The 23,099-nt window shown below is 71.4% G+C and carries 21 protein-coding genes and 2 pseudogenes; 10 read left to right on the top strand and 13 right to left on the bottom strand.

What is annotated here, in order from left to right; genetic code table 11:
* Nucleotides 1-102: 102 nt before the first annotated feature.
* Nucleotides 103-828, bottom strand: a complete 726-nt coding sequence (locus tag OG842_RS17935; RefSeq protein WP_328512343.1) for a TetR/AcrR family transcriptional regulator C-terminal domain-containing protein — start codon at nucleotides 826-828, stop codon at nucleotides 103-105.
* Nucleotides 829-1,002: 174 nt separating this feature from the next.
* On the opposite strand from OG842_RS17935, the gene OG842_RS17930 reads away from it, so the two are divergent.
* Entirely contained in the window at nucleotides 1,003-2,508 is a 1,506-nt protein-coding gene (locus OG842_RS17930) for an MFS transporter (protein WP_328512342.1), read from the top strand.
* Between the two features lie 576 nt (nucleotides 2,509-3,084).
* Here the strand turns inward: OG842_RS17930 and OG842_RS17925 are convergent.
* The gene (locus OG842_RS17925) at nucleotides 3,085-4,485 is read right to left on the bottom strand and encodes an NAD(P)/FAD-dependent oxidoreductase (RefSeq protein ID WP_328512341.1); all 1,401 of its coding nucleotides are present in this window, start codon (nucleotides 4,483-4,485) and stop codon (nucleotides 3,085-3,087) included.
* Nucleotides 4,486-4,536: 51 nt separating this feature from the next.
* A complete protein-coding gene (locus tag OG842_RS17920) occupies nucleotides 4,537-5,208 on the bottom strand; it encodes a rhomboid-like protein (protein ID WP_328512340.1) in 672 nt (223 codons plus the stop codon).
* Between the two features lie 148 nt (nucleotides 5,209-5,356).
* Here OG842_RS17920 and OG842_RS17915 point away from each other — a divergent pair, with 148 nt between their 5' ends.
* Together OG842_RS17915 and OG842_RS17910 are read left to right on the top strand one after the other, a co-directional pair.
* A complete protein-coding gene (locus tag OG842_RS17915; RefSeq protein WP_266730829.1) occupies nucleotides 5,357-5,833 on the top strand; it encodes a GNAT family N-acetyltransferase in 477 nt (158 codons plus the stop codon).
* An 81-nt stretch (nucleotides 5,834-5,914) separates the two neighbouring features.
* Nucleotides 5,915-6,604: a pentapeptide repeat-containing protein gene (locus OG842_RS17910; RefSeq protein ID WP_266730827.1), complete on the top strand. Its 690-nt coding sequence runs from the start codon at nucleotides 5,915-5,917 to the stop codon at nucleotides 6,602-6,604.
* A gap of 18 nt (nucleotides 6,605-6,622) precedes the next feature.
* Here OG842_RS17910 and OG842_RS17905 read toward each other — a convergent pair whose 3' ends face one another.
* The 3 genes from OG842_RS17905 to OG842_RS17895 all read right to left on the bottom strand — a co-directional run bounded on the left by OG842_RS17905 (nucleotide 6,623) and on the right by OG842_RS17895 (nucleotide 9,177).
* Entirely contained in the window at nucleotides 6,623-7,120 is a 498-nt protein-coding gene (locus OG842_RS17905) for a hypothetical protein (protein ID WP_328512339.1), read from the bottom strand.
* A gap of 138 nt (nucleotides 7,121-7,258) precedes the next feature.
* Nucleotides 7,259-7,888, bottom strand: a complete 630-nt coding sequence (locus OG842_RS17900; protein WP_266730825.1) for a response regulator — start codon at nucleotides 7,886-7,888, stop codon at nucleotides 7,259-7,261.
* Nucleotides 7,885-9,177: a sensor histidine kinase gene (locus OG842_RS17895; RefSeq protein WP_328512338.1), complete on the bottom strand. Its 1,293-nt coding sequence runs from the start codon at nucleotides 9,175-9,177 to the stop codon at nucleotides 7,885-7,887. Before OG842_RS17895 ends, OG842_RS17900 begins: the two co-directional genes overlap by 4 nt.
* Before the next feature lie 332 nt (nucleotides 9,178-9,509).
* Between OG842_RS17895 and OG842_RS17890 the strand changes: the two genes are divergently transcribed.
* The 4 genes and pseudogenes from OG842_RS17890 (at nucleotide 9,510) to OG842_RS17880 (ending at nucleotide 12,075) form a co-directional block, all read left to right on the top strand.
* Complete coding sequence (locus OG842_RS17890; RefSeq protein WP_266730823.1) at nucleotides 9,510-10,067, top strand: GlcG/HbpS family heme-binding protein; 558 nt, start codon at nucleotides 9,510-9,512, stop codon at nucleotides 10,065-10,067.
* A gap of 45 nt (nucleotides 10,068-10,112) precedes the next feature.
* Nucleotides 10,113-10,232 (top strand): annotated as a pseudogene (locus OG842_RS45225) (ankyrin repeat domain-containing protein); the annotation flags it as partial.
* Nucleotides 10,228-10,612 (top strand): annotated as a pseudogene (locus tag OG842_RS17885) (hypothetical protein); the annotation flags it as partial. The pseudogenes OG842_RS45225 and OG842_RS17885, both read left to right, overlap by 5 nt.
* A 53-nt stretch (nucleotides 10,613-10,665) precedes the next feature.
* Nucleotides 10,666-12,075, top strand: a complete 1,410-nt coding sequence (locus OG842_RS17880; protein WP_266733659.1) for a M1 family metallopeptidase — start codon at nucleotides 10,666-10,668, stop codon at nucleotides 12,073-12,075.
* 29 nt (nucleotides 12,076-12,104) lie between these two features.
* Here OG842_RS17880 and OG842_RS17875 read toward each other — a convergent pair whose 3' ends face one another.
* Nucleotides 12,105-13,685, bottom strand: coding sequence for a M4 family metallopeptidase (locus OG842_RS17875; RefSeq protein WP_328512337.1), 1,581 nt, complete (start codon nucleotides 13,683-13,685; stop codon nucleotides 12,105-12,107).
* Between the two features lie 303 nt (nucleotides 13,686-13,988).
* Nucleotides 13,989-14,564 carry a TerD family protein gene (locus OG842_RS17870; protein WP_072487943.1) on the bottom strand — a complete coding sequence of 192 codons (576 nt, stop codon included), beginning with the start codon at nucleotides 14,562-14,564 and terminating at the stop codon, nucleotides 13,989-13,991.
* A gap of 183 nt (nucleotides 14,565-14,747) precedes the next feature.
* On the opposite strand from OG842_RS17870, the gene arfB reads away from it, so the two are divergent.
* Nucleotides 14,748-15,182, top strand: a complete 435-nt coding sequence (gene arfB, locus OG842_RS17865) for an alternative ribosome rescue aminoacyl-tRNA hydrolase ArfB (RefSeq protein WP_266730820.1) — start codon at nucleotides 14,748-14,750, stop codon at nucleotides 15,180-15,182.
* Nucleotides 15,183-15,224: 42 nt separating this feature from the next.
* Here arfB and OG842_RS17860 read toward each other — a convergent pair whose 3' ends face one another.
* Entirely contained in the window at nucleotides 15,225-15,731 is a 507-nt protein-coding gene (locus OG842_RS17860; protein ID WP_266730819.1) for a flavin reductase family protein, read from the bottom strand.
* Between the two features lie 349 nt (nucleotides 15,732-16,080).
* On the opposite strand from OG842_RS17860, the gene cdgB reads away from it, so the two are divergent.
* Entirely contained in the window at nucleotides 16,081-17,727 is a 1,647-nt protein-coding gene (gene cdgB, locus OG842_RS17855) for a diguanylate cyclase CdgB (RefSeq protein WP_266730817.1), read from the top strand.
* 152 nt (nucleotides 17,728-17,879) lie between these two features.
* Nucleotides 17,880-18,854, top strand: a complete 975-nt coding sequence (locus tag OG842_RS17850; protein ID WP_266730815.1) for a carbohydrate-binding protein — start codon at nucleotides 17,880-17,882, stop codon at nucleotides 18,852-18,854.
* Between the two features lie 83 nt (nucleotides 18,855-18,937).
* Here the strand turns inward: OG842_RS17850 and OG842_RS17845 are convergent, their stop codons facing one another.
* The 4 genes from OG842_RS17845 to OG842_RS17830 form a co-directional block, all read right to left on the bottom strand.
* Complete coding sequence (locus OG842_RS17845; protein WP_266730813.1) at nucleotides 18,938-19,789, bottom strand: class II fructose-bisphosphate aldolase; 852 nt, start codon at nucleotides 19,787-19,789, stop codon at nucleotides 18,938-18,940.
* A 59-nt stretch (nucleotides 19,790-19,848) separates the two neighbouring features.
* A complete protein-coding gene (locus OG842_RS17840) occupies nucleotides 19,849-20,841 on the bottom strand; it encodes a 1-phosphofructokinase family hexose kinase (protein WP_266730811.1) in 993 nt (330 codons plus the stop codon).
* Nucleotides 20,842-21,011: 170 nt separating this feature from the next.
* Nucleotides 21,012-22,166 (bottom strand): N-acetylglucosamine-6-phosphate deacetylase, encoded by a 1,155-nt coding sequence (gene nagA / locus OG842_RS17835; RefSeq protein WP_266730809.1) that lies wholly within the window; start codon nucleotides 22,164-22,166, stop codon nucleotides 21,012-21,014.
* A complete protein-coding gene (locus OG842_RS17830) occupies nucleotides 22,166-23,098 on the bottom strand; it encodes an ROK family protein (RefSeq protein ID WP_266730807.1) in 933 nt (310 codons plus the stop codon). Before OG842_RS17830 ends, nagA begins: the two co-directional genes overlap by 1 nt.
* Nucleotide 23,099 lies beyond the last annotated feature (1 nt).

Raw genomic sequence — 23,099 nt, 5'->3', positions numbered from 1 at the left:
TGAGTAGTCAGTATTTGGAGTGCGGATCGCCCGTGTCAATGCGTGCGGGTGCTGAACGTTTGTTCAGTTGTCGGGTGGCGGCGGCCGCTGGGGCGGCGGGAGCTACCGGGACGGGGGGAGCCGCATCGCCAGTCCGTCGAGGACGACCTCCAGGCCGTACGTGAACTTCGCGTCGCGGATCTCCTCGGGGGCGGTCTCCATGGCGGCGCCGAAGGCGCCGGCGAGGTGGTCGTGTTCGGCCGCGGCCCGCTGGGCGGCCGGCAGGAGGCGGGCGATGAAGCCGGCCTCGGTCTCGCCGGAGCGGGCGACGGTGGTGAGCCAGGCCGCCTCGGTGGTGCCGGCGCCGATGACGTAGGTCATCACGGTGTCGATCGCGCGGCTCGGCTCGGGGAAGCCGATGGCGGCGAACAGGGCGGCCAGCCGTTCCGAGAACGACATCAGGTTGGGGCCCAGGTAGGCGAGGCCCGCCTGGCCGAGGACCGAGGCCAGCCAGGGGTGGCGCAGGGCCGTCGAGCGGAAGGACCGGGCCGCCTCGGTGGCGGCGGCGCGCCAGTCCGGGCTGTCGGCGGCGGGGACCGTGATCTCGCCGAAGACCTCGTCCACCGCGAGTTCCATCAGCTCGTCCTTGGTCGCGACGTGCCGGTAGAGCGAGGTCGCGCCGGCGTTCAGCCGGGCGCCGAGCTTGCGCATGCTGAGCGCCTCGATGCCGTCGGCGTCCAGCATCACGATCGCCTCGCGGACGATCGCGGCCCGGCTGAGCGCGGGCTGATCGGGCTCGCGCTGCTGTCGGGTCCACACGGACGGGATCGGGTTGGTCCTGGCTGCCATGACGGCTCCTCCTCAGGTGCGTACACCGTTCGCGTCGAGCGTACATGAGGGGCTGTTGCGCACGCCGTACTCGTCTGCGTACAGTGTTCGCAACGAAGGAACGGCGTTCGCGCCGAAGGAACGATGTGCGCATCCAGGGAATGGTGTGCGCGGCCAAGTCGAAGGGGGAGCCTCATGGAAACCGTCGCGGAGACCCGTGATCCACGCCGCTGGTGGATCCTGATCGTGCTGTGCCTCAGCTCGCTGGTGCTGGTGGTCGACAGCATGGCGCTGACCGTCGGGGTGCCGTCGATGACCGAGGACATCGGCGCGAGCGCCCAGGACACGCAGTGGATCCTCGACTCGTACATCCTGGTCTTCGCCGGTCTCCTGCTCACCTCGGGCAGCCTCGGTGACCGGTTCGGCCGCCGGAAGGTCATGATCATCGGCCTGCTGCTCTTCGGGGCGGCGTCGCTGGCCGCGACCTTCTGCGCGAACCCCGGTGAGGTGATCGCCGCGCGGATCGCGATGGGTGTCGGCGGGGCCCTGATCATGCCGTCGACGCTGTCGATCCTCATCACCGTCTTCGACGAGCAGGAGCGCGGCAGGGCGATGGCGGTGTGGAGTTCGGTGGCGATGCTCGGCCTGGTCGGCAGCCCGGTGCTCGGCGGTGTGCTGATCGACCACTTCTCCTGGCACTCGATCTTCTTCATCAACGTCCCGGTCGTGGTGCTCGCCGTCATCGCGGGCCTCACCCTCATGCCGGAGTCGAAGGGGCCGTGGCAGAAGGCCGACCCGCTCGGCGCGGTGCTCTCCGCGGCCGGCATGACCGCCCTGGTCTGGTGGATCATCGAGATCCCGCAGCACGGTGCCTTCGGCGGCCGGTCCGCGATCACCCTGGCCGTCGCGGTCGTCGCCCTCGTCGGATTCGTGGTCTGGGAGAACGTCACCTCCGCGCCGATGGTGCCGCTGGTCCTGTTCAAGCACCGCAACTTCAGCGGCGGTTCGCTCTCGCTGACCCTGGTGCAGATCGGCAACGGCGGCCTGCTGCTGGTGTTCACCCAGTACCTGCAGTTCGTGCTCGGCTACTCGCCGGTCAAGGCGGGCCTGGCGTTCGTGCCGCTGGCCGTCGCCGCGTTGATCGGCAACACCGTCGGCGCCGGGCTCGCCGCAAGGACCGGCAACCGGCCGCTGGTGCTGGCCGGGATGATCGTGATGGCCGGCGCCTTCGCGCTGCTGACCTCCGTCTCGCCGGACACCGGCTTCACGCTTCCGGCGGTCGCGCTCGGTCTGCTCGGCCTCGGCGCGGGGGTGGCGATGCCGGCCGCGATCGGCGCGCTGATGGGCACCATCCCGGCGGAGCAGGCGGGCGTCGGCTCGGCCCTGAACGACACCATCCAGCAGGCCGGCACCGCGCTCGGCATCGCGATCCTCGGCTCGCTCCTGTCCAGCGGCTACGCCCGCGAGATGCCCGCCGGCGCCCCTGAGCAGGCGAAGCGCTCGATCACCGACGCGCTGTCCCTGGCCCACGGCGACGCCGGCCCGATCCGGGCCGCCCGGGACGCCTTCACCTCCTCGATGTCGACCACCTTCACCATCAGCGCGATCGGCGTCCTGGCCGCCGCGGTCCTGGCCGCCCTGGTCATGCGCGACACCAGGCCCGAGCCCGCCGAGGCGGCGGACGCCGAGCTCGTCGCCTGATCCCCGCGAGGAAGGCCGGTGTCCCTGGAGGGGCACCGGCCTTCCGCCGTTCCCGGCTGCCGGCTTCGGCTGCCGGAGCCGGTCGCGCTCGGCCGGAGCCGTTCGGGCGCCCCGTTGCAGGCGGCCGTAGTCCGGATGCGTACGGCGGAAGAAGTGAGGACGGCGGTCGCGGGGCGTGTTGGGTCCGGCTGCCGGGACGAGTCCATACCTTGCGCGGCATGACGCTGAGACACAGGCGGACGGCACGGCCGGTTCGGTCACCAACACCGCCGTCGCACACGGGCGTGACAACGGCACCCCGGTCCAGTCGCCGCCCGACGGCGTCACCCTGGAGGTCCGGTCCGGGCCCGAGCCCGGGTTGCGGCTGACGAAGAGAAGAAGCCGTGCGACGACAAGCACTGCAAGCCGAAGCCCAAGCCGTGCCGCGGCAAGCAAGACAAGAAGTCCAAGCCCGAGCCGAAGCCGTGCCACGGCAAGAACATCTGCCACGTGAAGTGACACGCTCTCCGCAGAGCTGACCGAACGAACCACGGGCACCCGCCACCACCCGGTGGCGGGTGCCCGTCCGTTCTCCGGTCAGTGCCGCCCGGCCAGCCGGTCCGCTGCCTTCGCGACGGGGTCCGTGCCGGCCCGCGGCGAGGTGAGTTCGCGGCGGTCGGCGGCGCGGTAGGCGGCGTACATGCCGTGGACGCCGATCCAGCGGAAGGGTTCCGGCTCCCAGCGGCGGACCTTGTGGCCGACCCAGGGGAGGGTGGTCAGATCGGTGGGGCCCGACTGGCCGGAGTCCTGCTGGATCAGGTCGCGCAGGGTGCGGGCGGCGAGGTTGGTGGTGGCGACGCCGGAGCCGACGTAGCCGCCCGCCCAGCCGAGCCCGGTGGAACGGTCCAGGGTGACCGTGGCACACCAGTCGCGCGGGACGCCGAGGACGCCGGACCAGGCGTGGTCGATGCGGGCCCCCGCGGTGCTGGGGAAGAAGCGGACCAGGATGTCGCGGAGGGCCTCGATGGTGGCGGGCTGGGTGCGACCGTCGTTGTCCGTGCCCGAGCCGAAGCGGTAAGGGACGCCGCGGCCGCCGAGCGCGATGCGGTCGTCGGCGGTGCGCTGGGCGTACATGTAGGCGTGGGCCATGTCGCCGAGGGTCTCGCGGCCGTCCCAGCCGATGTTGTCCCAGACCGATCGGGGGAGCGGCTCGGTGGCGATCATCGAGGAGTTCATGGGGAGCCAGGTGCGCCGCTGGCCCTTGAGATTCGCGGTGAAGCCCTCGGTGCAGCGCAGGATGTACGGGGCGCGGACGGTGCCGTACGGGGTGTGCGCGTGCTTGGGCTTGATCTCGGTGACCGGCGTCGACTCGTGGATGGTGACGCCGAGCGCCTCGACGGTCGCGGCGAGGCCCTGGACGAGCTTGACCGGGTGCAGCCGGGCGCCGTGCGGGGTCCAGGAGGAGCCGACGGCCCCGGTGACGTTGACGCGTTCGCAGGTCTCGCGGGCGCCGCGCAGCACACGGTCGGTCTCGCCGAAGGCGATCTCGACGGAGTGGAAGTCCTTGAGCCTGGCCAGCTGCGCGGGTGTGTAGGCGACTTCGAGGACGCCGCCCTGATGGATGTCGGCGTCGATGCCCTCCTCGGCGGCCACCCGTACGACCTCGTCGACCGTCTCGTTCATCGCCTGCTGGAGTCGGACGGCGGCCTCGTGGCCGTGGAGCTTCGCGTAGCGGTCGCGGCCCGCGATGCCGTTGTAGAGCCAGCCGCCGTTGCGCCCGGAGGCGCCGTAGCCGCAGAACTTGGCTTCGAGGACGGTGATGTTGAGGAAGGGGACGGCCTTCTTGAGGTAGTAGGCGGTCCACAGCCCGGTGTACCCGCCCCCGACGATGCAGATGTCGGCGGTGGCGTCGCCGGGCAGAGGCTCCCGGGCGAGGGGGGTGCCTTGGTCCGCGTACCAGAACGATATGCCGCCGTTGACGGTGCTGACGGTGCTCATGTTGCCCCTGATTTGTCCGGTGTGAAGCCCTGTTGGCTCTCGGGCGGGACGTTACTGCGCGACAGGCGTTCCCGTCCCGTGCCGGGACCGGGTCAATGGGTAGCAGGCCAGGCCGATGAGCACGGCGGTGAAGTGGCCGAGGTCGGTGAAGGAGCGGCCGGCGACGAGGGGGATGCCGTAGAAGACGAGGACGGCGAAGAGGTACACGCACCGCCAGGGCTGCGGGGTGCGGTACGTGAGCACGGCGATGACCCCCGCGAGCGCGTAACTGACGCCGATGTCGAGGGTGTTCGCGGCCGACCAGGGCACGTGTCCGTGCCGGATCGCCCAGGCCAGGACGCCTTCGCTGGCGAGCGAGGCGAGGACGTGTGCCAGGAGGGCGACGGCGAGCCAGCGCAGGGTGCCGAGCCAGCGCTCGGCGGGGGCGTGGAAGACGGTGTACAGGACGGCGTAGGGGAGCCAGTGGCCGCCGTCGATCCAGAAGGCGCTGGCGAACAGGACGCGCAGGGGGTCCTCGGTGAGTTCGTGGATATTGGTCGAGCGCTGGCGCAGGAAGTCCTCTTCGAAGTCCGGTGACATCTGGTGGACGATCACCGTGGTGACGAAGAGCGCGGCCAGCCAGATGTAGGTGCCGGGTGCGCTGCGGATCCAGGAGCCGGCGCTGCGGAGCCACGAGCCGGCGGTGGTGCGCCGGGTGGGCGGTGCGGGGCTGCTCGAGGTCATATCCGATTGACGCACGGCCCCGGGACCGGTGGCGTGATCGACATTCCGGAAGGGGCGGAGCCGAGCGGCGCGGAGCGAGGGGGAGCGGCGCGAGGGGGAACGAGGGGGTGGAGCGAGCGGGGCCGGGGGCTCTGCTTACTCTGCCCCCATGATTCGTACCGCTGTCCCAGCCGATGTCCCCGTCATCCACGCCATGGTCCGTGAGCTGGCCGAATACGAGAAGGCCCTGCACGAGGCGAAGGCCACCGAGGAGCAGTTGCACGAGGCGCTGTTCGGTGAGCGGCCCGCCGCGTACGCGCACATCGCCGAGTCGGACGACGGCGAAGTGGCCGGCTTCGCGCTGTGGTTCCTGAACTTCTCCACCTGGCGCGGGGTGCACGGCATCTACCTGGAGGACCTGTACGTACGCCCGGAGCGGCGCGGCGGCGGTCACGGCAAGGCGCTGCTGACGGAGCTGGCGCGGATCTGCGTGGAGCGCGGTTACGAACGCCTGGAGTGGTCGGTGCTGGACTGGAACGCCCCGTCCATCGCGTTCTACGAGTCGCTGGGCGCGCGCCCGCAGGACGAGTGGACGGTGTACCGGCTGACGGACGAGGCGCTGGCCGGGCTCGGCGGGCAGCGGTAGGAGGGCGGCCGGGCCCTCCGTCCTGGTCCGGGCGCGTCCGTGGCATCGGCCCCGGGGGCGTTGTCAGTGGCATGGGTCACGATGGAGGGCATGGCACGCAGCAACAGCAGGAAGACGGACACCGTCCCGGCGGCCCGGCGCCCGGAAGTACGGCTCCCACCCCTCGTTCCGTACGACGGGGGAGGCCTGGAGCCGGACGGGGACTACGACGGTGTGCGGTTCGACGGGGCGGATCTCGCCGACCAGTCGGGCCCGGGGGCCCGGTTCATGGACTGCGCGCTGGAGGGCTGCGCGCTGGACCGTACGGAGCTGGTCAGGGCCCGTTTCATCGATTCGGTGCTGACGGGCGTACGGGGTGTGGGCACCGATCTCGCGGGGGCGTCGCTGCGCGACGTGGAGGTGGTGGACGCACGGCTGGGCGGGGTGCAGCTGCACGGCGGGGTGCTGGAGCGGGTGCTGGTGCGCGGCGGGAAGATCGACTACCTGAATCTACGCAAGGCGCGGCTCAAGGACGTGGTCTTCGAGGGCTGTGTGCTGTCCGAGCCGGATTTCGGGGACGCGCAGCTGGTGCGGGTGGAGTTCCGCGACTGCGTGCTGAAGCGGGCCGACTTCAGCTCCGCACGGATGGAGTCGGTGGACCTGCGTACGGTCGCGGAGCTGGACATCGCGCGTGGGGTGGAGCGGCTGGCGGGTGCGGTGATCAGCCCGGCCCAGCTGATGGAGCTGGCGCCGGCGTTCGCGGCGCAGATCGGGGTGCGGGTGGAGGCGTAGAGGAGCGGAGGAGAGGGGTCAGATACGGGGGAAGCGAGCCTGGAGGTCCCAGATCGCGGGGTTGTCGGCGAGGCCCTCGTGCATGTCGGCGAGGTCGGCGATCAGGTCGTGCAGGAAGTCGCGGGCCTCGCGGCGCAGCAGGGAGTGGCTGAAGGTGAGCGGGGGCTCGTCGCCGGGCATCCAGTCGGCCTCGATGTCGACCCAGCCGAAGCGGCGCGCGAAGAGCATCCGGTCGGACGACTCGGTGAAGTCCAGCTCGGCGAACTGCTCCCGGTGCGAGCGGTTGCCGCGCGGGTCCTGGTCGATCTGCTCGACGATGTCGCACAGCGCCCACGCGAAGTCGAGCACCGGAACCCATCCCCAGGCGGTGGATACCTCGCGGTCCTCCTTGGTGTCCGCGAGGTAGACGTCCCCGGAGAACAGGTCGTGCCGCAGGGCATGGACGTCCGCGCGGCGGTAGTCGGTCTGCGGGGGATCGGGGAAGCGCCGGGAGAGGGAGTAGCCGATGTCGAGCACGCTTCGATGGTGTCATGCCCGGCGGGGCGCCGGTGCCGGGAGACCGTCTGCCGGGCTCCGGGGCCCGGTTCGTGCAGGCCTGGAGTCCGGTCAGGCCCGGGGCTCCCGGGCCGCCGGGCAGTGGTTCCTATGACATTCCTATGACAGCAGTCGCTGTTCCTTCGCGACGGCGACCGCCCCGGCGCGGGTGTCGACGCCGAGCTTGTCGTAGATCCGGCCCAGGTGGGTCTTGACCGTGGCCTCGCTGATGAACAGGGCGCGGGCGATGTCGCGGTTGCCCAGGCCCTGGGAGAGCTGGGCCAGGATGTCGAGCTCGCGGTCGGTGAGCGTGGGCAGGGGCTTGCGCATCCGGGCCATGACGCGGCTGGCCACCGGCGGGGAGAGCGTCGTGCGGCCCTGGGCGGCCGAGCGGATCGCGGCGAAGAGCTCCTCGGGGCGCTCGGCCTTCAGCAGATAGCCGGTGGCGCCCGCCTCGATGGCCCGGGTGATGTCGGCGTCCGTGTCGTACGTGGTGAGGACCAGCACATGGACACCGGTGGTGGCGATGCGGCGGGTGGCCTCGACGCCGTCGATGCCCTCGCCGAGCTGGAGGTCCATCAGGACGACGTCCGGGGTGAGCTTGGCGGCCAGGGCGACCGCCTCCTCGCCGCTGCCGGCCTCGCCGACGACGTCGATGTCCGGTTCGCTGCCGAGGAGGGCGAGCAGACCGGCGCGTACGACGACGTGGTCGTCGCAGAGCAGGATGCGTACGGGCGGCGTCGCGGTCATGCGAGGTCCTCCGGGGCGGTCGGCGGGGCGGCGGTGAGAGGGACGGCGGCGGACAGCACCGTACCCTCGCCCGGTGCCGACTCGATGGTCAGCGTGCCGCCGAGCTGCTGGAGCCGGGCCCGGATCGCGGGCAGCCCGTGACCGCGCACGCTGCCGGTGGCCGTGGTGCGCCCGTCGGGGACGAAGCCCTGCCCGTTGTCGGCGATGTCCAGGACGACCCGGTCGTCGAGGTGGGTCAGCGTCAGCGCCGCCTCCGTCGCGTTGGCGTGCTCCTTCACATTGGCCAGCGCGCCCTGGGCGATGCGCAGCAGCGCGGACTGCACCCGGTCCGGCAGTGCGGTGTGCCGTTCGCCCTCCACATGGCAGTGGACGGTCAGCCGCCCCTGCTCCTGCACCGTCTCGCGGGTGGCCAGTGCGTGCAGGGCCGCCTCCAGGCCGCCGCCCTCCGCGAGGTCGGCCGGCGCGAGGTCGTGGACGAAGCGGCGGGCCTCGGCGAGGTTGTGTTCCGCGATGCCGGTGGCCGTACGGACGTGGCTGCGGGCGGTCGCCGGATCGGCGTCCCAGGTGCGGTCGGCGGCCTGGAGCAGCATCTGCTGGCTGGAGAGGCCCTGCGCGAGGGTGTCGTGGATCTCCATGGAGAGCCGCTGGCGTTCGGCCAGGGTTCCTTCGCGCCGTTCGGTGGCGGCCAGTTCGCGGCGGGTGCGCAGCAGGTCGTTGATGAGTTCGCCCTGCCGCTCGGACAGCTCGCGCTGGCGCACGGCCTGACGCTGCATATGGACGAAGACCGCCGTCGCGACCGCCGCCACGGCGGGCGGGGCGAGCACCAGATTCGGGTCGAAGCCCTTGGCCAGCCGTAGTTGCGCGGCGACGACGAACAAGGTGAGCAGGGCGACGAGCGCGAGTGCGGCGCGCGGCGGGAGGATGCGCAGCCCGGTGAAGAAGAGCGGCACCGCGCACCACGCGAAGCTCGGCGCGAGGACCACCAGCACCATCCACACGGCGACCAGCACCCCCAGCCACAGCAGGGAGCGCGGCGTCGGACGCGAGCCCAGCACCGGCCCGACCACGTACAGCACGGCGGCGGCGACGGAGAGCGCGATGATCCACGGGGTGCGGGCCTCGCCGGGGTGGCGCAGCAGGAAGCGGGTGAGCGAGGCGCCGAGCAGCAGGAAGAACGCGGCGTGCATCAGGAACGTGAGCCACCGGGCATCCGGGTCACCGGACCGGTCCCGGGCGGCGTTCCCGGTCCCGGGCGTCCTGCCCGTTCCCGCGCCCAAGTCCGTGTCCATGTCCACGTCCACGTCTGTGTCCAGGTCGGTTCCCGGGCCCGTGCGGGGTGCAGATCGGCTTCGGTGCTTCACGTCGTACCTCTCGCTCCTCACCGTCAGCGGCGCCGCTGAGCTGCACGGATACACCCATGGTCACCCCGGACGACCCCCCTCGCATCAACCGATCGGCTGATGGGGCCGTCGACCGTCCCGCGTGCGGCGACGAGCCGGTCCGTCGACTGTGCGGGGCGGGTTGCGGCCGGAGGATTGATCCCGGAGCCGAACAGCTCATCCACCGCTTCACCGGCCCACCGCCCCGCACATGCTCATCCACCACTGCTGAGGAGTCCACCATGAAGAAGCTGTCGCTGCGCACCCGCGTCCTGACCGGTGCCGTCGCCGTCGCCGCCCTCGGCGCAGGCACCTTCGGCGCCGTGTCCGCCAGCGCCTCCACCCCGGCCGCCGCCCCCGCGGTCGCCCTCAAGGCCGACGCCTCGAACGGCAACCTCCAGCAGACCACCCACCTGACCATCGCCGCCGCAACCAAGGCCGCGCAGGCGACCCTCGACGCCGCGGAGAAGGAGAACCAGCGCGTCTCCGTCGCTGTCGTCGACCGCAACGGCAACACCATCGTCACCCTGCGCGGCGACGGCGCCGGCCCGCAGTCCTACGAGGCCGCGCAGAAGAAGGCGTTCACCGCTGTCTCCTGGAACGCCCCCACCTCCGTGCTCGCCCAGCGTCTGACCAACGCCCCGACCCTGAAGGACATCCCCGGCACCCTCTTCCTCGCCGGTGGCGCCCCGGTCGCGGCCAAGGGTGCGCCGATCGCCGGCATCGGCGTGGCCGGCGCCCCGTCGGGCGACCTGGACGAGAAGTTCGCCCAGGCCGGCGTCGCCGAGCTCGCCAAGTAGCAGGCAGCCCGACCCGTCGAGCACGCTCAGCAACAGGAGTACGAGATGAACGCCCTCGATCGACAACTGCTCGACGCCGCACGCACCGGCGACACCTACCGCGTGCGGGCCGCGATCGAGGGCGGCGCCAGGGTCGACTGCCGCGACGAGGAGCTGCGCACCCCGCGAGGGCGAACGCCTCGTCGTCCTCGATCCGCGCACCGGGCGGAGCGCCATCGAGCGCATGACCGCCGACACCCACCAGCACCGGCGCGACGCTCGCCCCCGACAGCACCCTGCTCGTCGTCGGCACCGGCCCGATCCTCTCCGACGACAAGGGCCCGTCCCTGACCGTCCGTACCCCCGGGGGTTCCGAGCGGGTCGTGCCGCTGGACGGGCCGCACGAGGACGTGACGGTCTCCGCCGACAGCCGCACGGCGTACGTCACCGAGGGCTTCACCCGCGACGGGTACGGCAACGGCATCACCGTCGTCGACCTCACGGGCAGGAAGCGGCCGTTCGAACTGGTCGCGGGCGTCCGTCCCCTGGGCATCGCGATCCTCTGAATCCGCTGACCGACATCCCACGAATCGGACATTCCACGCTTAGGATCGCCGTTGTGGATCAGCGAACACCCGTACGCCGCACGGCACGCGCCGCCGCGCTCGTCCTGCTGGTGCTGACGACGTCCACCGGCTGTTCGGGCGGCGTCGAGGGCAGGCCCGGCGCCGCCGGGCTGCGCGACCCGTACTTCCCGAAGCTCGGCAACGGCGGCTACGACGTCACGCACTACGACCTCGTGCTGGACGCCGACCCGGCCGCCCACCGGCTGCGCGGCACCGCCACGATCACCGCACGCGCCACCCAGGACCTCAGCGCCTTCAACCTCGACCTCGCCGGGCTCACCGTGGACTCCGTGACCGTCGAGGGCCGCCCCGCCGCCGTCAACCGGGCGGGGAACGAGCTGACGCTGCGCCCCGACGCGGAGGTCGCCGACCGTCTGCGCAAGGGCAGGACCTTCCGTACGGTCGTCCGCTACTCGGGCTCCCCGCTCACCATCACCGATCCCGACGGGGCGAAGGAGGGCTGGCTGAGGACGGCGGACGGCTCGGTCGCGCTCGGTGAACCGACCGGTTCGATGGCCTGGTTCCCCGGCAACAACTATCCCAGCGACAAGGCGTCGTACGACATCGCAGTCACCGTTCCCAAGGGGCTGACGGCGGTTTCCAACGGCGAGCTGGTCTCCCGGCGCGGCTCGGGCACCACCACCACGTTCCGCTGGCACGCCCCCGAACCGATGGCGAGTTATCTCGCGACCGTGGCCATCGGCCGCTTCGAAACGAAGTCCTCGACGACCGCGGACGGCATCGAGGTGTTCACCGCCGCGGACACGACGGTGGCGAAGGACAGCGCGCGGATTCTCGCCAGGGTTCCCGAGGTCGTGAAGTGGGAGGCGGAGCGGTTCGGCCCGTACCCCTTCTCCGCCACGGGCGCGGTCGTCGAGCGTCACGGGGACGCCGGCTACGCCCTGGAGACCCAGACCCGGCCCTTCTTCCCCGGGCCGCCGGATGCCGGGCTGCTCGTCCACGAGATGGCCCACCAGTGGTTCGGGGACTCCGTGACGCCCCGGAGCTGGCGCGACATGTGGCTCAACGAGGGCTTCGCGACCTACGCGGAGTGGCTGTGGGAGGCCGACAAGGAGGGCGTCCCGATCCAGGACCTGTTCGACGCCGCCTTCGCGGACGACGACAACTGGGCCTTCCCGCCGGCCGATCCCCCGACGGCGGCGGACATCTCGCAGCCGCCGGTCTACGGGCGCGGGGCGATGGTCGTCCACAAGGTCCGGCAGGCTGTGGACGACGACAAGCGGTTCTTCGCGCTCGTCAAGGGCTGGACGAAGGCCCACCGGCACGGCAACGCGTCGACCGCCGACTTCACCGCCTACGTGGAGAAGACGACCGGTCAGGACCTGACGGAGCTGTGGGACACCTGGCTGTACGGCAGGAGCCGGCCCGCCTCGAAGGGCTGACCGGCTCCCGGAGTACCGCGCTGTTCGGGCTACTTCACGTTGACGCCGCTCCAGGCGGCCTGGACGGAGGTGAGCTCGGCGCTGTCCGCCCCGTACAGGTCGGTCGCCGCCTTCTCGGTCGCCTCACGGGCGCCCGCGTAGTCGGTGGACGAGGTCATGTACTCGGCGAGGGCCTTGTACCAGATCTGGACGGCCTTGTCCCGGCCGATGCCGGTGACGGTCGAGCCGTCGGCGGTCGGGGAGTCGTAGTCGACCCCGTTGATGGTCTTCGCGCCGCTGCCCTCGGACAGCAGGTAGAAGAAGTGGTTGGCGACGCCGGAGGAGTAGTGCACGTCGAGGTCGCCGACGCTGCTGTTCCAGTAGTCGGCCGAGCCGCCGTCCTTGCTCGGCTCGTCCATGTAGCGCAGCGGGGTGCCGTCGCCGTTGATGTCGATCTTCTCGCCGATGAGGTAGTCGCCGACGTCGGTGCTGTTGTCGGCGGCGAACTCGACCGAGGTGCCGAGGATGTCGCTGGTCGCCTCGTTCAGGCCGCCGGACTCACCGAAGTAGTCGAGGTTGGCGGTGGACGCGGTCAGGCCGTGGCTCATCTCGTGGCCCGCGACGTCCAGGGCGGTCAGCGCGCTCTTGTTGTCGGCGCCGTCGCCGTACGTCATGCAGAAGCAGCTGTCGTCCCAGAACGCGTTGACGTACGCGTCGCCGTAGTGGACCCGCGAGTACGCGGCCTTGCCGTCACCGGCGATGCCGTCGCGGCCGAACGCCGACTTGTAGAAGTCCCAGGTCTGGGCGGCGCCGTAGGCGGCGTCGACGGCGGCGGTCTGGCGGTCGCCACCGGTGCCGTCGCCCCAGGTGTCGTCGTCGTCCGTGACGAGGTCACCGGTGCCGCTCTCGCCCTGGTTGAGGTCGTACGTCTTGTGGCCGCCGCGGTCGCCGTCGGTCAGCTCGAAGCCGGAGCCGGACTCGGTGGTCGTCAGGTCGACGTCGCCGCTGTACTGGCTGTGGCCGACGCCGGTCTCGACCGCCTCGTAGCTCTGGAGCTTCTTGCCGGTGATCGCGTCGGTGATGGTGTGCATCCGGCTCGGCGTGCCGTCCTTCTGCACGCCGGTCTTCACCGTCTCCAGGGCGAGGACGGGCTTGCCGGAGCCGGCCCAGATCACCTTGCGGGCGGCGGCCGCGGTCTTGATCTTCGGGGTGGTGGACGGCACCGAGATCCGGGCCTTGGTCGCCTTCGTGACGCCCTTGAGCTTTCCGCCCGGGGCGGTGTGGGTGACGAGGTCGCCGCCGAGGACGGGCAGGCCGTCGTAGGTGCGCTCGTAGCGGGTGTGGACGGTGCCGTCGGCGTCCTTGATCACGTCGCGGACGATCAGCTTCTCCTTGGCGCCGAGACCGAGCGAGTCGGCGGTCGAAGAGGCTTCGCCCTGTGCGGACCTGATGGCTGCGGTGCGCACCGAGGCCTTGTTCGCGCCGAAGGGGACGACGCTGCGAGTGGCGGAGGGGGCGTCATTTCCGTTGTCCGGCACGGCGTTCGCCGCACCGGTCTGCATGCCTACGACGACCATCGCGGCCACGGCGGCCAGGGCTGCGGCGCGACGGGTGTTCATGTGGGGGGTCATGCGTTCTCCGTTGCTCGTTCCGTGGGGGGTTACGAGCGGAGAGCGTGCCACCGAATGAGCAACATTGACGGTGCACTAACAAATACCTCACATTTATTTGACCACTTCTTGTCCGAATGGAATACACATGTGTTCGTTAATCGGCGGGAGTTGGGCATGGATGTCCGGTGACGCCGCATACAGGACGCTGTGCACCTGCTCCGGCCGCGCGCACGGTAGAGGCCGGCGCGCACGCGACCGGGCCGCGCGCACGCGAAAGCCCCCGGCCCAACGGCCGGGGGCTTTCGCGATGGTGCCTGTGCGTCAGAGGTTGACGCCGAAGTCCTGGGCGATGCCGCGCAGGCCGGAGGCGTAACCCTGGCCGACGGCGCGGAACTTCCACTCGGCGCCGTTGCGGTACAGCTCGCCGAAGACCATGGCGGTCTCGGTGGCGGCGTCCTCGCTCAGGTCGTAGCGGGCGATCTCGGTGCCGCCGGCCTGGTTGATGATGCGGATGAACGCGTTGCGCACCTGGCCGAAGTTCTGGCTGCGGGTCTCGGCGTCGTAGATCGAGACCGGGAAGACGATCTTGTCGACGTCGGCCGGCAGACCCGCCAGGTTGACGTTGATCTGCTCGTCGTCGCCCTCGCCCTGGCCCGTGACGTTGTCACCGGTGTGCACGATGGTCTGGTCGGGCGTCGACTTGTTGTTGAAGAAGACGAAGTGGCCGTCCGAGACGACCTTGCCGGCCGGGTTGACCGCGATCGCCGAGGCGTCGAGGTCGAAGTCGGTGCCGGTGGTGGTGCGGACGTCCCAGCCGAGGCCGACCGTGACGGCGGTCAGGCCCGGGGCCTCCTTGGTGAGGGAGACGTTGCCGCCCTTGGACAGGCTTACAGCCATGGGAAGTCCCTTTCATCGTCGATCGCGGGCTTCGTGCCATCACGAAGCTACCGTCACAGGCCATAACGCGGGGAAGGGGTCAGGAGGTTCCTGACCCCTTTACTTTCTTTACCGAAATCCCCCGGTCGGCCCGACCGCCGGTACCGCAAAAGAAGGTGACGAACACCCCTCGGTCCAGGGAACATGGGTGCCATGTCCGGGCCCTATGTCATCCGCGGTTCGGTCTCCCTGCCGGAGGCCGAGCTCATGTGGCGTTTCTCGCGGTCCTCGGGGCCCGGCGGGCAGCACGTCAACACCAGCGACTCCCAGGTGGAGCTCCGCTTCGACCTCGCGGCGACCGAGTCGCTCCCCGAGGTGTGGAAGGAGCGGGCGCTCCAGCGCCTGGAGAGCCGGCTCGTGGGCGGGGTGCTCTCGGTGCGCGCCTCCGAGCACCGCTCCCAGTGGCGCAACCGCGAGACCGCTCTCGTACGGCTCGCCTCGCTGCTCGCCGAGGCGACGGCGCCGCCCCCGAGGCCGCGCCGCAAGACGCGCATCCCCCGGGGCATCAACGAACGCCGGCTGCGCGAGAAGAAGCAGCGCGGCGAGACCAAGCGCGGCCGCTCCGGCCGCGACTGGTGACGGCCCGGACTCCTGCGCCGACGCCCGCCCCCGCCCCCGTCCTCACCCCAGCTGCCGGTACCGCCCCCGGAAGTACGTCAGCGGCGCCCCTTCCCCGCTGGGAAGCGCCGCGCTCAGCACCCGGCCGATCACCAGCGTGTGGTCACCGGCCACGACCCGCTGCTCGGTCCGGCACTCCAGCGTGGCCAGTGCCCCTGAGATCAACGGAGCGGCGGTGACCTCCCCCCGCTTGTAGGGGATGTCCTCGAACAGCAGCCGGTCGCTGATCCGGCCCTTCATCGCGAACCGTCCGGCGACGTGCCGCTGGCTCTCGGCGAGCACCGACACCGCCCACAGCGGCTGCTCCGACAGCAGGTCGTCCATCCGGGAGTCGTTGCGCAGGCTGACCATCACCAGGGGCGGGTCCAGCGAGACCGACATGAAGGCGGTCGCCGTCATGCCGACGTCCTCGCCGCGCCCGTTCTCGTCAAGCGGCGGCTCCTGGGCGGTGATCAGCACGACGCCGGCGGCCAGCCGGGCGAGGGCGCCTCGGAACTCATCGTTGCTCACCCCCTCAGCATGGGGGATGGGCCGGGGGTGCGGGGCGGGGGTCTTCGTCTGCAACACATCGGGCACGCTAATCGCGCGGCGCGTGCCTCCGCATCGGGCCAGGGGACCAGCCGGGTCCTAGGACCCGTGGTCGGGGAGAGCCGGGATCCGCGTTCAAGGAACGTACGGGGCGGATCCGTACGGCACTCGCGACCCTTTACCATCTGTTGTGACTTGAGTCACAGAGCGCAATATTTGTTGACCCTGTGTACCGACTGCACAGCTCACTGTGATTCAGTTGCGGTGACACTGCAGTAAGTACGTCGATATGAAACCTGGAGTGCTGTCGAGGTCTCGGGGAGTGCGAGCAATGGAGGCCGAGTCGGAGCCGTACGTCCGCCTTGCGACGATGCGGCAGCTGCACCAGGCCGTCGCCGATCTCAATACGGCGCGGAGCCTGGCCGACACGCTGCAGACCGTGGCCGACGGAATCGTCAACGGTCTCGGCTACGAGCTGGCCTGTGTGAACCTGGTCCGCGCCGACGGTGATCTCGTCGTCGCCGCCTTCGCGGGCAACAGCGCGGCCGAGGCCCTGATCACCGGCCGGGTCGGCTCGCGCACCTCCTGGGAGCGCCGGCTGTCGATGGGGCGGGCCTGGGACGAGCTCCGCTTCATACCGCACACCGACGGCTGGGTCCTCCTCGACGACGACGTACCGCAGTGGCACACCGACGGGCCCGACCCCCGGTTCGAGGACGAGTGGCACCCCCAGGACCGCCTCTACGCCCCGATGTACGCGTCCGGCGGCGATGCCGATCTGCTGGGCGTCATCTCCGTGGACCGCCCGCGCAACGGCCGCCGCCCCGGCGCCTGGGGCCGCGAGGCCCTCCAGATGTACGCGTCGCAGGCCGCCATCGCGATCAGCAACGCCCGGCTGAGGGCCAACATGCAGCGGGCGCTCGTCCGGCTCGAACGGGAGCAGCAGGCGCTGCGGGCCAGCGAGGAGTCCTTCCGCCAGGCCTTCGAGTACGCCCCCAGCGGCATGGCCATCGCCGAGATGGGCGGCGACCAGCACGGCCGGCTGCTGCGCACCAACGACGCGCTGTGCCGGCTCCTCGGCCGTCCCGCGTCCGTCCTGCGCCGCTACTCCTTCGCCGACCTCGTCCACCCCGAGGACATCGGCACGCTGCTGCGCACCTCCGCCGAGGGCGGTCGCGCCGAGCTGCGGCTCGGGCGGCGGGACGGCACCTACCTCTGGGTCTCGCTGCGCAACTCCGTCGTCGCCGACACCGCGGACGGCCCGCGCTTCCTGCTCACCCACGTCGAGGACATAGAGGAGCGCAAGCGCCACGAGCTGCATCTGGCGCACCGCGCCTCGCACGACGCGCTCACCGGCCTGCCCAACAGCGCCGAGCTGCGCTCCCGGCTGGGCGCCCGGCTCTGCGAACGCCCGGACTCCACGGCCACCACCCCGGTGGAGGCGCTGGACGCGGCCTACGGCGACGTCGACGACCCGGACGCGCGGATGGCGCACGGCTACGAGGTGGACCCGGCGCCCGGCGGCCCGTACGACCACCATGTGCACTCCGTCGCACCCGACACCGAGCACGACGACGGGGCGAAGGGGCTCGCGGTCCTCTTCTGCGACCTCGACGGCTTCAAGTCGATCAACGACCGCTTCGGCCACCACACCGGTGACGCCGTGCTGATCGAGGTCGCCCGCCGGCTCACCACCTGTGTCCGCGACGGCGACACCGTGGCCCGGCTCGGGGGTGACGAATTCGTCGTCCTGGCCGACGGGCTCGGCAACGCGGACGCGGCGGACCTGGCGGTACGCCTCCGTAACGCCATCATTCCGCCGATCCGGGTCGACGGCCGGGCGGTGCGCGTGGGGGCGAGCTTCGGCATCGGCTGGGCCGCCTGCGGCATGACCGCCGAAGAGGTGCTGCGCTCCGCCGACCAGCGGATGTACGTGGAGAAGCGGTCGCGGTCGAAGGTTCACCGCAGGGCCGGCTGACGTTCACGGGGGCGCGGCCCCCGTGCTCCGCCGCACTTCCGGTACGGCCGACGGTAATTCTCGGTGCCGTCCGTTCGGGGTAGGCTCGGCCGGTCGGCCACGGCTGGCGAAATCCGGCGACGGCTGGCGACATGGTGAGGAGTGACCCAGGGATGACGGCCGGTAACAACGGCGCAAACAAGCCCGAGGACGACGATCCGTTCGGCTACCTGTACGAGGACGGACAGGCGGCGGGTGCCCAGCCGCCGCGGCAGGGCGGATACGGCTACCCGGGACCGGCGGCCCCGCAGCCGGGTGTGCCCCGGACCTCGTACAACCAGGTGCGCACCGTCGGCGAGCGCCAGTACGGCCAGCAGGTGCCGCAGCAGCAGGCGTACGGCCAGCAGCAGGGCTACCACCAGCCGAACGCGCAGTACGCCGCACCCGAGACGTACCCCGGCGCCTCCACCGCGCAGGTTCCGCAGCAGGGCGGCCGCGGCCGGTCCGGCGGTTCCTCCGGCAGCGGCGGGCCGAACACCAAGGGCCTGCTGATCGCCGCGGTCGCGGTGGTCCTGGTCGTGCTCATCGGGATCGGCGCCGCGCTGCTCACCGGTGACCCGGACAAGGACAAGAAGAAGGACGAGCCCACCTCCTCGGCGGGCCCCGGCAGCCAGGTCGACGAGTCCCCGAAGCCGCAGCAGTCGCCGAGCTCCGAGGCCCCGGTCGAGCTGCCCGAGCAGGACGCGGCGACGCTGAAGCTCGGCGGGACGGCCCAGCTGGACAACACGGTCAAGGGCGCCGAGAGCTCCAACGGCCAGTACATCAACCTCAACGAGGTCGGCAGGTCCGCGACCTGGTCGGTCGAGGTGCCGAAGGCCGGTCCGTACACGCTGTTCGTGACGTACGGAGTGCCGGGCAAGGACGCCAAGACGTCCCTCACGGTCAACTCCGAGGCCCCGCGCGGCATCAACATGAAGAACTACGCGAACGCCCCCGAGGGCGATCTTGAGAAGGGCTGGACGAACACGTTCGCCTACGTCAACCTCAACAAGGGTGCGAACACCCTGATGATCTCCTGCAACGAGGGCGACCAGTGCGACGCCAATCTGGACCAGCTGTCGCTGAAGGCCGGTCACGTGAAGCGCTGAGTGTGTGACGAGAACGGTCCGGCCCCATCGCCCGAGCGAGGCGATGGGGCCGGACCGTTTTCCACTGCGTGTTGCCCGGTCGGTCAGCCCATCAGGGCCAGGAAGCCGGCCACCGTCGCGGCCATCGCCTCGCGCCCAGGGGCGATGTACTTCCGCGGGTCGACGCCCGTGGTGTTCTCGACCAGGTACGCCCGTACCGCACCGGTGAACGCGGTGTTCAGCGCCGTGCCCACGTTGATCTTGACCATGCCGGAGGCGGCGACGGCCCGGCGGATCTCCTCGTCCGGGACGCCGCTGGAGCCGTGCAGCACCAGCGGGACCGGGACGGCGTCGCGGAGCCGGCCGATCAGCTCGTGGTCCAGGGCGGCGGTGCGCTCGGTCATGGCGTGCGAGGAGCCGACCGCGACGGCCAGGGCGTCCACCCCGGTGTCGCGGACGTACGCGGCGGCCTCGGCCGGGTCGGTACGGACGCCGGGGGCGTGGGCGTCGAGCGGGGCCTCGCCCTCCTTGCCGCCGACCTTGCCGAGCTCGGCCTCGATCCAGATGCCGTGCTCGTGGCCCCAGGCCACCGCGGCGGCCGTGGCCCGCACGTTCTCCTCGTACGGCAGCTTGGAGGCGTCGAACATGACGGAGCCGAAGCCCTCCGTGTGCGCCTGGTGCAGCAGCTCCACGGACTCGACGTGGTCGAGGTGGAGGGCGAGCGGGGCGCCGGAGGTGCGGGCGACGGCGGCGGCCGCGGCGGCGATCGCGGAGAGCCGTCCGCCGTGGAACTTCACGGCGTTCTCGGAGATCTGGAGGATGGCGGGGGCGCCGGCGCGCTCCGCGCCGGCCGCGATGGCCTCCGCGTGCTCCAGCGTGATGACATTGAAGGCGGCGATCCCGCGTCCCTCGGCCTGGGCGGCGGAGACGAGTTCACCGGTGCTGACGAGCGGCATGCTGACCTCTTGCTACTTCTTTCGAACCAGCGGTCGGGCCGGTTCGGGACGGGCGCGGCCTATCGGGCCGCCGGTGTGTGTTCCTCGACTCCGACGCGCGGCAGCAGCTCCTCGTAGGCCGCGCGGTCGAAATCACCGGCCGTCGGGGAGAGCACGGTCGCCGTCGACAGTGCCACCGCCCGCCGCAGCCGGTCCGGCCAGCTCAGCCCCTCGACGAGTCCGGAGAGCAGCCCGGCCACCGCGGAGTCGCCCGCGCCGGTCGGATTGCCCAGGACCCTGGCGGGCGGCGCTGCCTGCCAGATTCCGTCGGGGGTGACCGCCAGCATGCCGTCCGGGCCCAGCGAGGCGATGACCCCGTGCGCGCCGCGGCGGCGGGCGTCGCGGGTGGCGCGCATCGGTTCCCGGGAGCCGGTGAGCTGGGCGAGCTCGTCGGCGTTCGGCTTGATCAGGTCGGGGCGGGCGGCGATGCCGCGGCGCAGCGGTTCGCCGCTGGTGTCCAGCAGCACGGGGACACCGGCGGCGCGGGCCGCACGGACCAGTTCGGCGTAGGCCCCGACGTGTATGCCGGGCGGCAGGCTGCCGCAGAGCGCGACGGCGTCGGCCCCGGCGAGGAGCTCCTCGTACCGGCCGAGGAGGGCGGTCCACTCGTCGGCGGTGACGAGCGGTCCGGGTTCGTTGAGCTGGGTGGTGTCGCCGGTGGCCCGGTCCACGACGGCGATGGTGCGGCGGGTGTTCCCGGCGACGGTGACGAGAGCGTCGGTGATCGGTGCGGGGGCGATGGGTGCGGGGGTGGTCGGCGCGGGGGCGGTGCCGGGTGCGTCCGTGGCGGGCAGGCCGGCCAGCAGTTCGCGGAGCACCGTCCCGGTGAAGCCTCCGGCGAAGCCGGTGACCACCGTCTCGTGGCCGAGCGCGGAGAGCACCCGGGCCACGTTCAGTCCCTTGCCGCCGGGTCGCTCGGACATCTCGCTGACGCGGTGACTGGCGTGCGGGACGAGTTCCGGGACGCCGTACGTCAGGTCGAGTGCCGTATTCAGTGTGACCGTGAGGATCACCGCGGCCGCTCCCTCGATCCCTGCTCCGAAGCGCGAGACCTTGGACGGAATGCGCTTTCTCCAGCTGTTTTCCAGGCGATCATGCCAAAGAGGTGGCGGTCGGCCCAGAGCTGTGGACCAACCGCCGTCTCTTCGTTACTTATTCGACCCGTCGTCAATATTGGGACGGATCAGCCGATTTGAGGCTCCTTGATCCATTCGCCCTTGCGCATGACGCCCTTGAGCCCGAAGTCCGCGTCCAGGACCACCAGGTCCGCGTCCTTGCCGGGCTCCAGCGAGCCGACCTTGTCGTACACGCCGAGCAGCCGGGCCGGGTTGGCGGAGATGGACTGCACGACGTCGCCGACCGGGATCCGGTCGATGGTCACGGCCCGGTGGAAGGCGGTGTCCAGGGTGAGCGTGGAGCCGGCGATCGATCCGCCCTCGACCAGCCGTGCGACGCCGTCCTTGACCTCGACCGCGAGCGGGCCGAGCTGGTAGAGGCCGTCGCCGAAGCCGGCCGCGTCCATGGCGTCGGTGATCAGCGCGACGCGGTGGGCGCCCGCGTGGTGGTAGGCCAGCTCCAGGGCCGCGGGGTGCAGATGGGTGCCGTCGTTGATCAGCTCGACGGTGATCCGCTCGTCCTCCAGCAGCGCCGCGATCGGGCCGGGCTCGCGGTGGGCGAGCGGCGGCATCGCGTTGAAGAGGTGCGTGGCGACGGTGGCGCCCGCGTCGATCGCCTCGACGGTCTGCTCGTACGTGGCGTCGGTGTGCCCGATCGCGGCGATGACGCCGTGCTCGGCGAGCAGCCGCACCGAGTCGATGCCGCCCGGCAGTTCGGTGGCGAGCGTGAACATCTTCGCGGTGCCGCGCGCCGCGTCCATCAGCTTGCGGACCTCGGCCGGGTCCGGGTCGCGCAGCAGCTCCTCGCTGTGCGCGCCCTTGCGGCACGGCGAGATGAACGGTCCCTCGAAGTGGATGCCGGCCAGGTCGCCCTGCTCCACCAGCTCGGACAGGACGCCGGCCCGGTGGGCGAGGAAGTCCATCTCGCCGGTGACCGTGGAGGCGACCAGTGTGGTGGTGCCGTGCTCGCGGTGGGTCCGGATGCCGGTGAGGACCTCGTCCACGGTGCCGGAGGTGAAGGACGCGCCGCCACCGCCGTGGTTGTGCATGTCGACGAAGCCGGGGACCACCCAGTGGCCGCTCAGGTCGAGGGTCCGGGTGTCCTCGGCCGCGCTGCCCGCGATCCGGGTGCCTTCGACGATCACCCGGCCGTTCTCGACCGTCCCGGTGGGAAGCACCACCCGGGCGCCTGCGAGAACTGTGCTGTCTGCGCGTCCGGCCATCAGGCGGATACCTCCGTGGAGAGAAGATCCCAGGCGAGCAGCCCTGCGCCCAGGCATCCGGCGGTGTCCCCGAGGGCCGCCGGGACGATGTGGGGCAGCTTCTGGAACGTGACGCGTTCCTCGACGGCCGCACGGAGTGGTGTGAACAAGGTTTCCCCGGCCTCGGCGAGACCGCCACCGATGACGAGCGTGCTCGGGTCGAGCAGCGTCAGCGCGGTGACCAGCCCGGCGGCGAGCGCGTCCACCGCGTTCCGCCAGACCTCCAGCGCCGCCGGGTCGCCGGACTCGACGGCCTTCGCGCAGTCCGCCGCGTCCGCCTCGGGGTCGCCGGACGCGGCGGCCCAGGCGCGGCTGACGGCGGAGGCGGAGGCCAGGGTCTCCAGACAGCCGCGCTGTCCGCAGCTGCAGTCCGGCCCGTCCGGCCGGACCACGATGTGCCCGATCTCGCCCGCGTACCCGTGCGCGCCCGCCTCGATCCTGCCCGCGATGCCGATGGCCCCGGCGATGCCGGTGCCCAGCGGTACGAAGAGGAAGCGGTCGGCGCCCTTGCCCGCGCCGATCCGGCCCTCGGCGAGCCCGCCGGTGCGTACGTCGTGGCCGAGCGCGACGGGGACGCCGCCGAGCCGCTCGCCGAGCAGCTGCCGCATGGGCACGTCGCGCCAGCCCAGGTTCGCGGCGTATACGGCGACCCCGTTCTCGGCGTCGACGATGCCGGGCACGACGACACCGGCCGCGACCGCGCTCTCGCCGAGGTGCTCCTCGCCGTACGCCCGCAGATCGGAGGCGAAGGCGAGGATCGACTCCACGACGGCTTCGGCACCGCGCTCTCTGCCGGTGGCCCGCCGCGCCTCGTACAGCAGGGTGCCGTCGGCCCCGACCAGTGCGGCCTTCATTCCGGTGCCGCCCACATCGAGGGCGATGACGTGTTTCACG

The sequence above is a fragment of the Streptomyces sp. NBC_00376 genome, assembly GCF_036077095.1.
GTDB lineage: Bacteria > Actinomycetota > Actinomycetes > Streptomycetales > Streptomycetaceae > Streptomyces.
This window is presented reverse-complemented; position numbering and strand designations above follow the sequence as displayed.

Bases quoted from the DNA above. Each gene is read 5' to 3' on its own strand.
- OG842_RS17935 (WP_328512343.1), bottom strand. From the start codon at position 828: ATGGCAGCCAGGACCAACCCGATCCCGTCCGTGTGGACCCGACAGCAG.
- OG842_RS17930 (WP_328512342.1), top strand. From the start codon at position 1,003: ATGGAAACCGTCGCGGAGACCCGTGATCCACGCCGCTGGTGGATCCTG.
- OG842_RS17925 (WP_328512341.1), bottom strand. From the start codon at position 4,485: ATGAGCACCGTCAGCACCGTCAACGGCGGCATATCGTTCTGGTACGCG.
- OG842_RS17920 (WP_328512340.1), bottom strand. From the start codon at position 5,208: ATGACCTCGAGCAGCCCCGCACCGCCCACCCGGCGCACCACCGCCGGC.
- OG842_RS17915 (WP_266730829.1), top strand. From the start codon at position 5,357: ATGATTCGTACCGCTGTCCCAGCCGATGTCCCCGTCATCCACGCCATG.
- OG842_RS17910 (WP_266730827.1), top strand. From the start codon at position 5,915: ATGGAGGGCATGGCACGCAGCAACAGCAGGAAGACGGACACCGTCCCG.
- OG842_RS17900 (WP_266730825.1), bottom strand. From the start codon at position 7,888: ATGACCGCGACGCCGCCCGTACGCATCCTGCTCTGCGACGACCACGTC.
- OG842_RS17895 (WP_328512338.1), bottom strand. From the start codon at position 9,177: ATGGACACGGACTTGGGCGCGGGAACGGGCAGGACGCCCGGGACCGGG.
- OG842_RS17890 (WP_266730823.1), top strand. From the start codon at position 9,510: ATGAAGAAGCTGTCGCTGCGCACCCGCGTCCTGACCGGTGCCGTCGCC.
- OG842_RS17875 (WP_328512337.1), bottom strand. From the start codon at position 13,685: ATGACCCCCCACATGAACACCCGTCGCGCCGCAGCCCTGGCCGCCGTG.
- OG842_RS17870 (WP_072487943.1), bottom strand. From the start codon at position 14,564: ATGGCTGTAAGCCTGTCCAAGGGCGGCAACGTCTCCCTCACCAAGGAG.
- arfB (WP_266730820.1), top strand. From the start codon at position 14,748: ATGGGTGCCATGTCCGGGCCCTATGTCATCCGCGGTTCGGTCTCCCTG.
- cdgB (WP_266730817.1), top strand. From the start codon at position 16,081: ATGGAGGCCGAGTCGGAGCCGTACGTCCGCCTTGCGACGATGCGGCAG.
- OG842_RS17850 (WP_266730815.1), top strand. From the start codon at position 17,880: ATGACGGCCGGTAACAACGGCGCAAACAAGCCCGAGGACGACGATCCG.
- OG842_RS17845 (WP_266730813.1), bottom strand. From the start codon at position 19,789: ATGCCGCTCGTCAGCACCGGTGAACTCGTCTCCGCCGCCCAGGCCGAG.
- nagA (WP_266730809.1), bottom strand. From the start codon at position 22,166: ATGGCCGGACGCGCAGACAGCACAGTTCTCGCAGGCGCCCGGGTGGTG.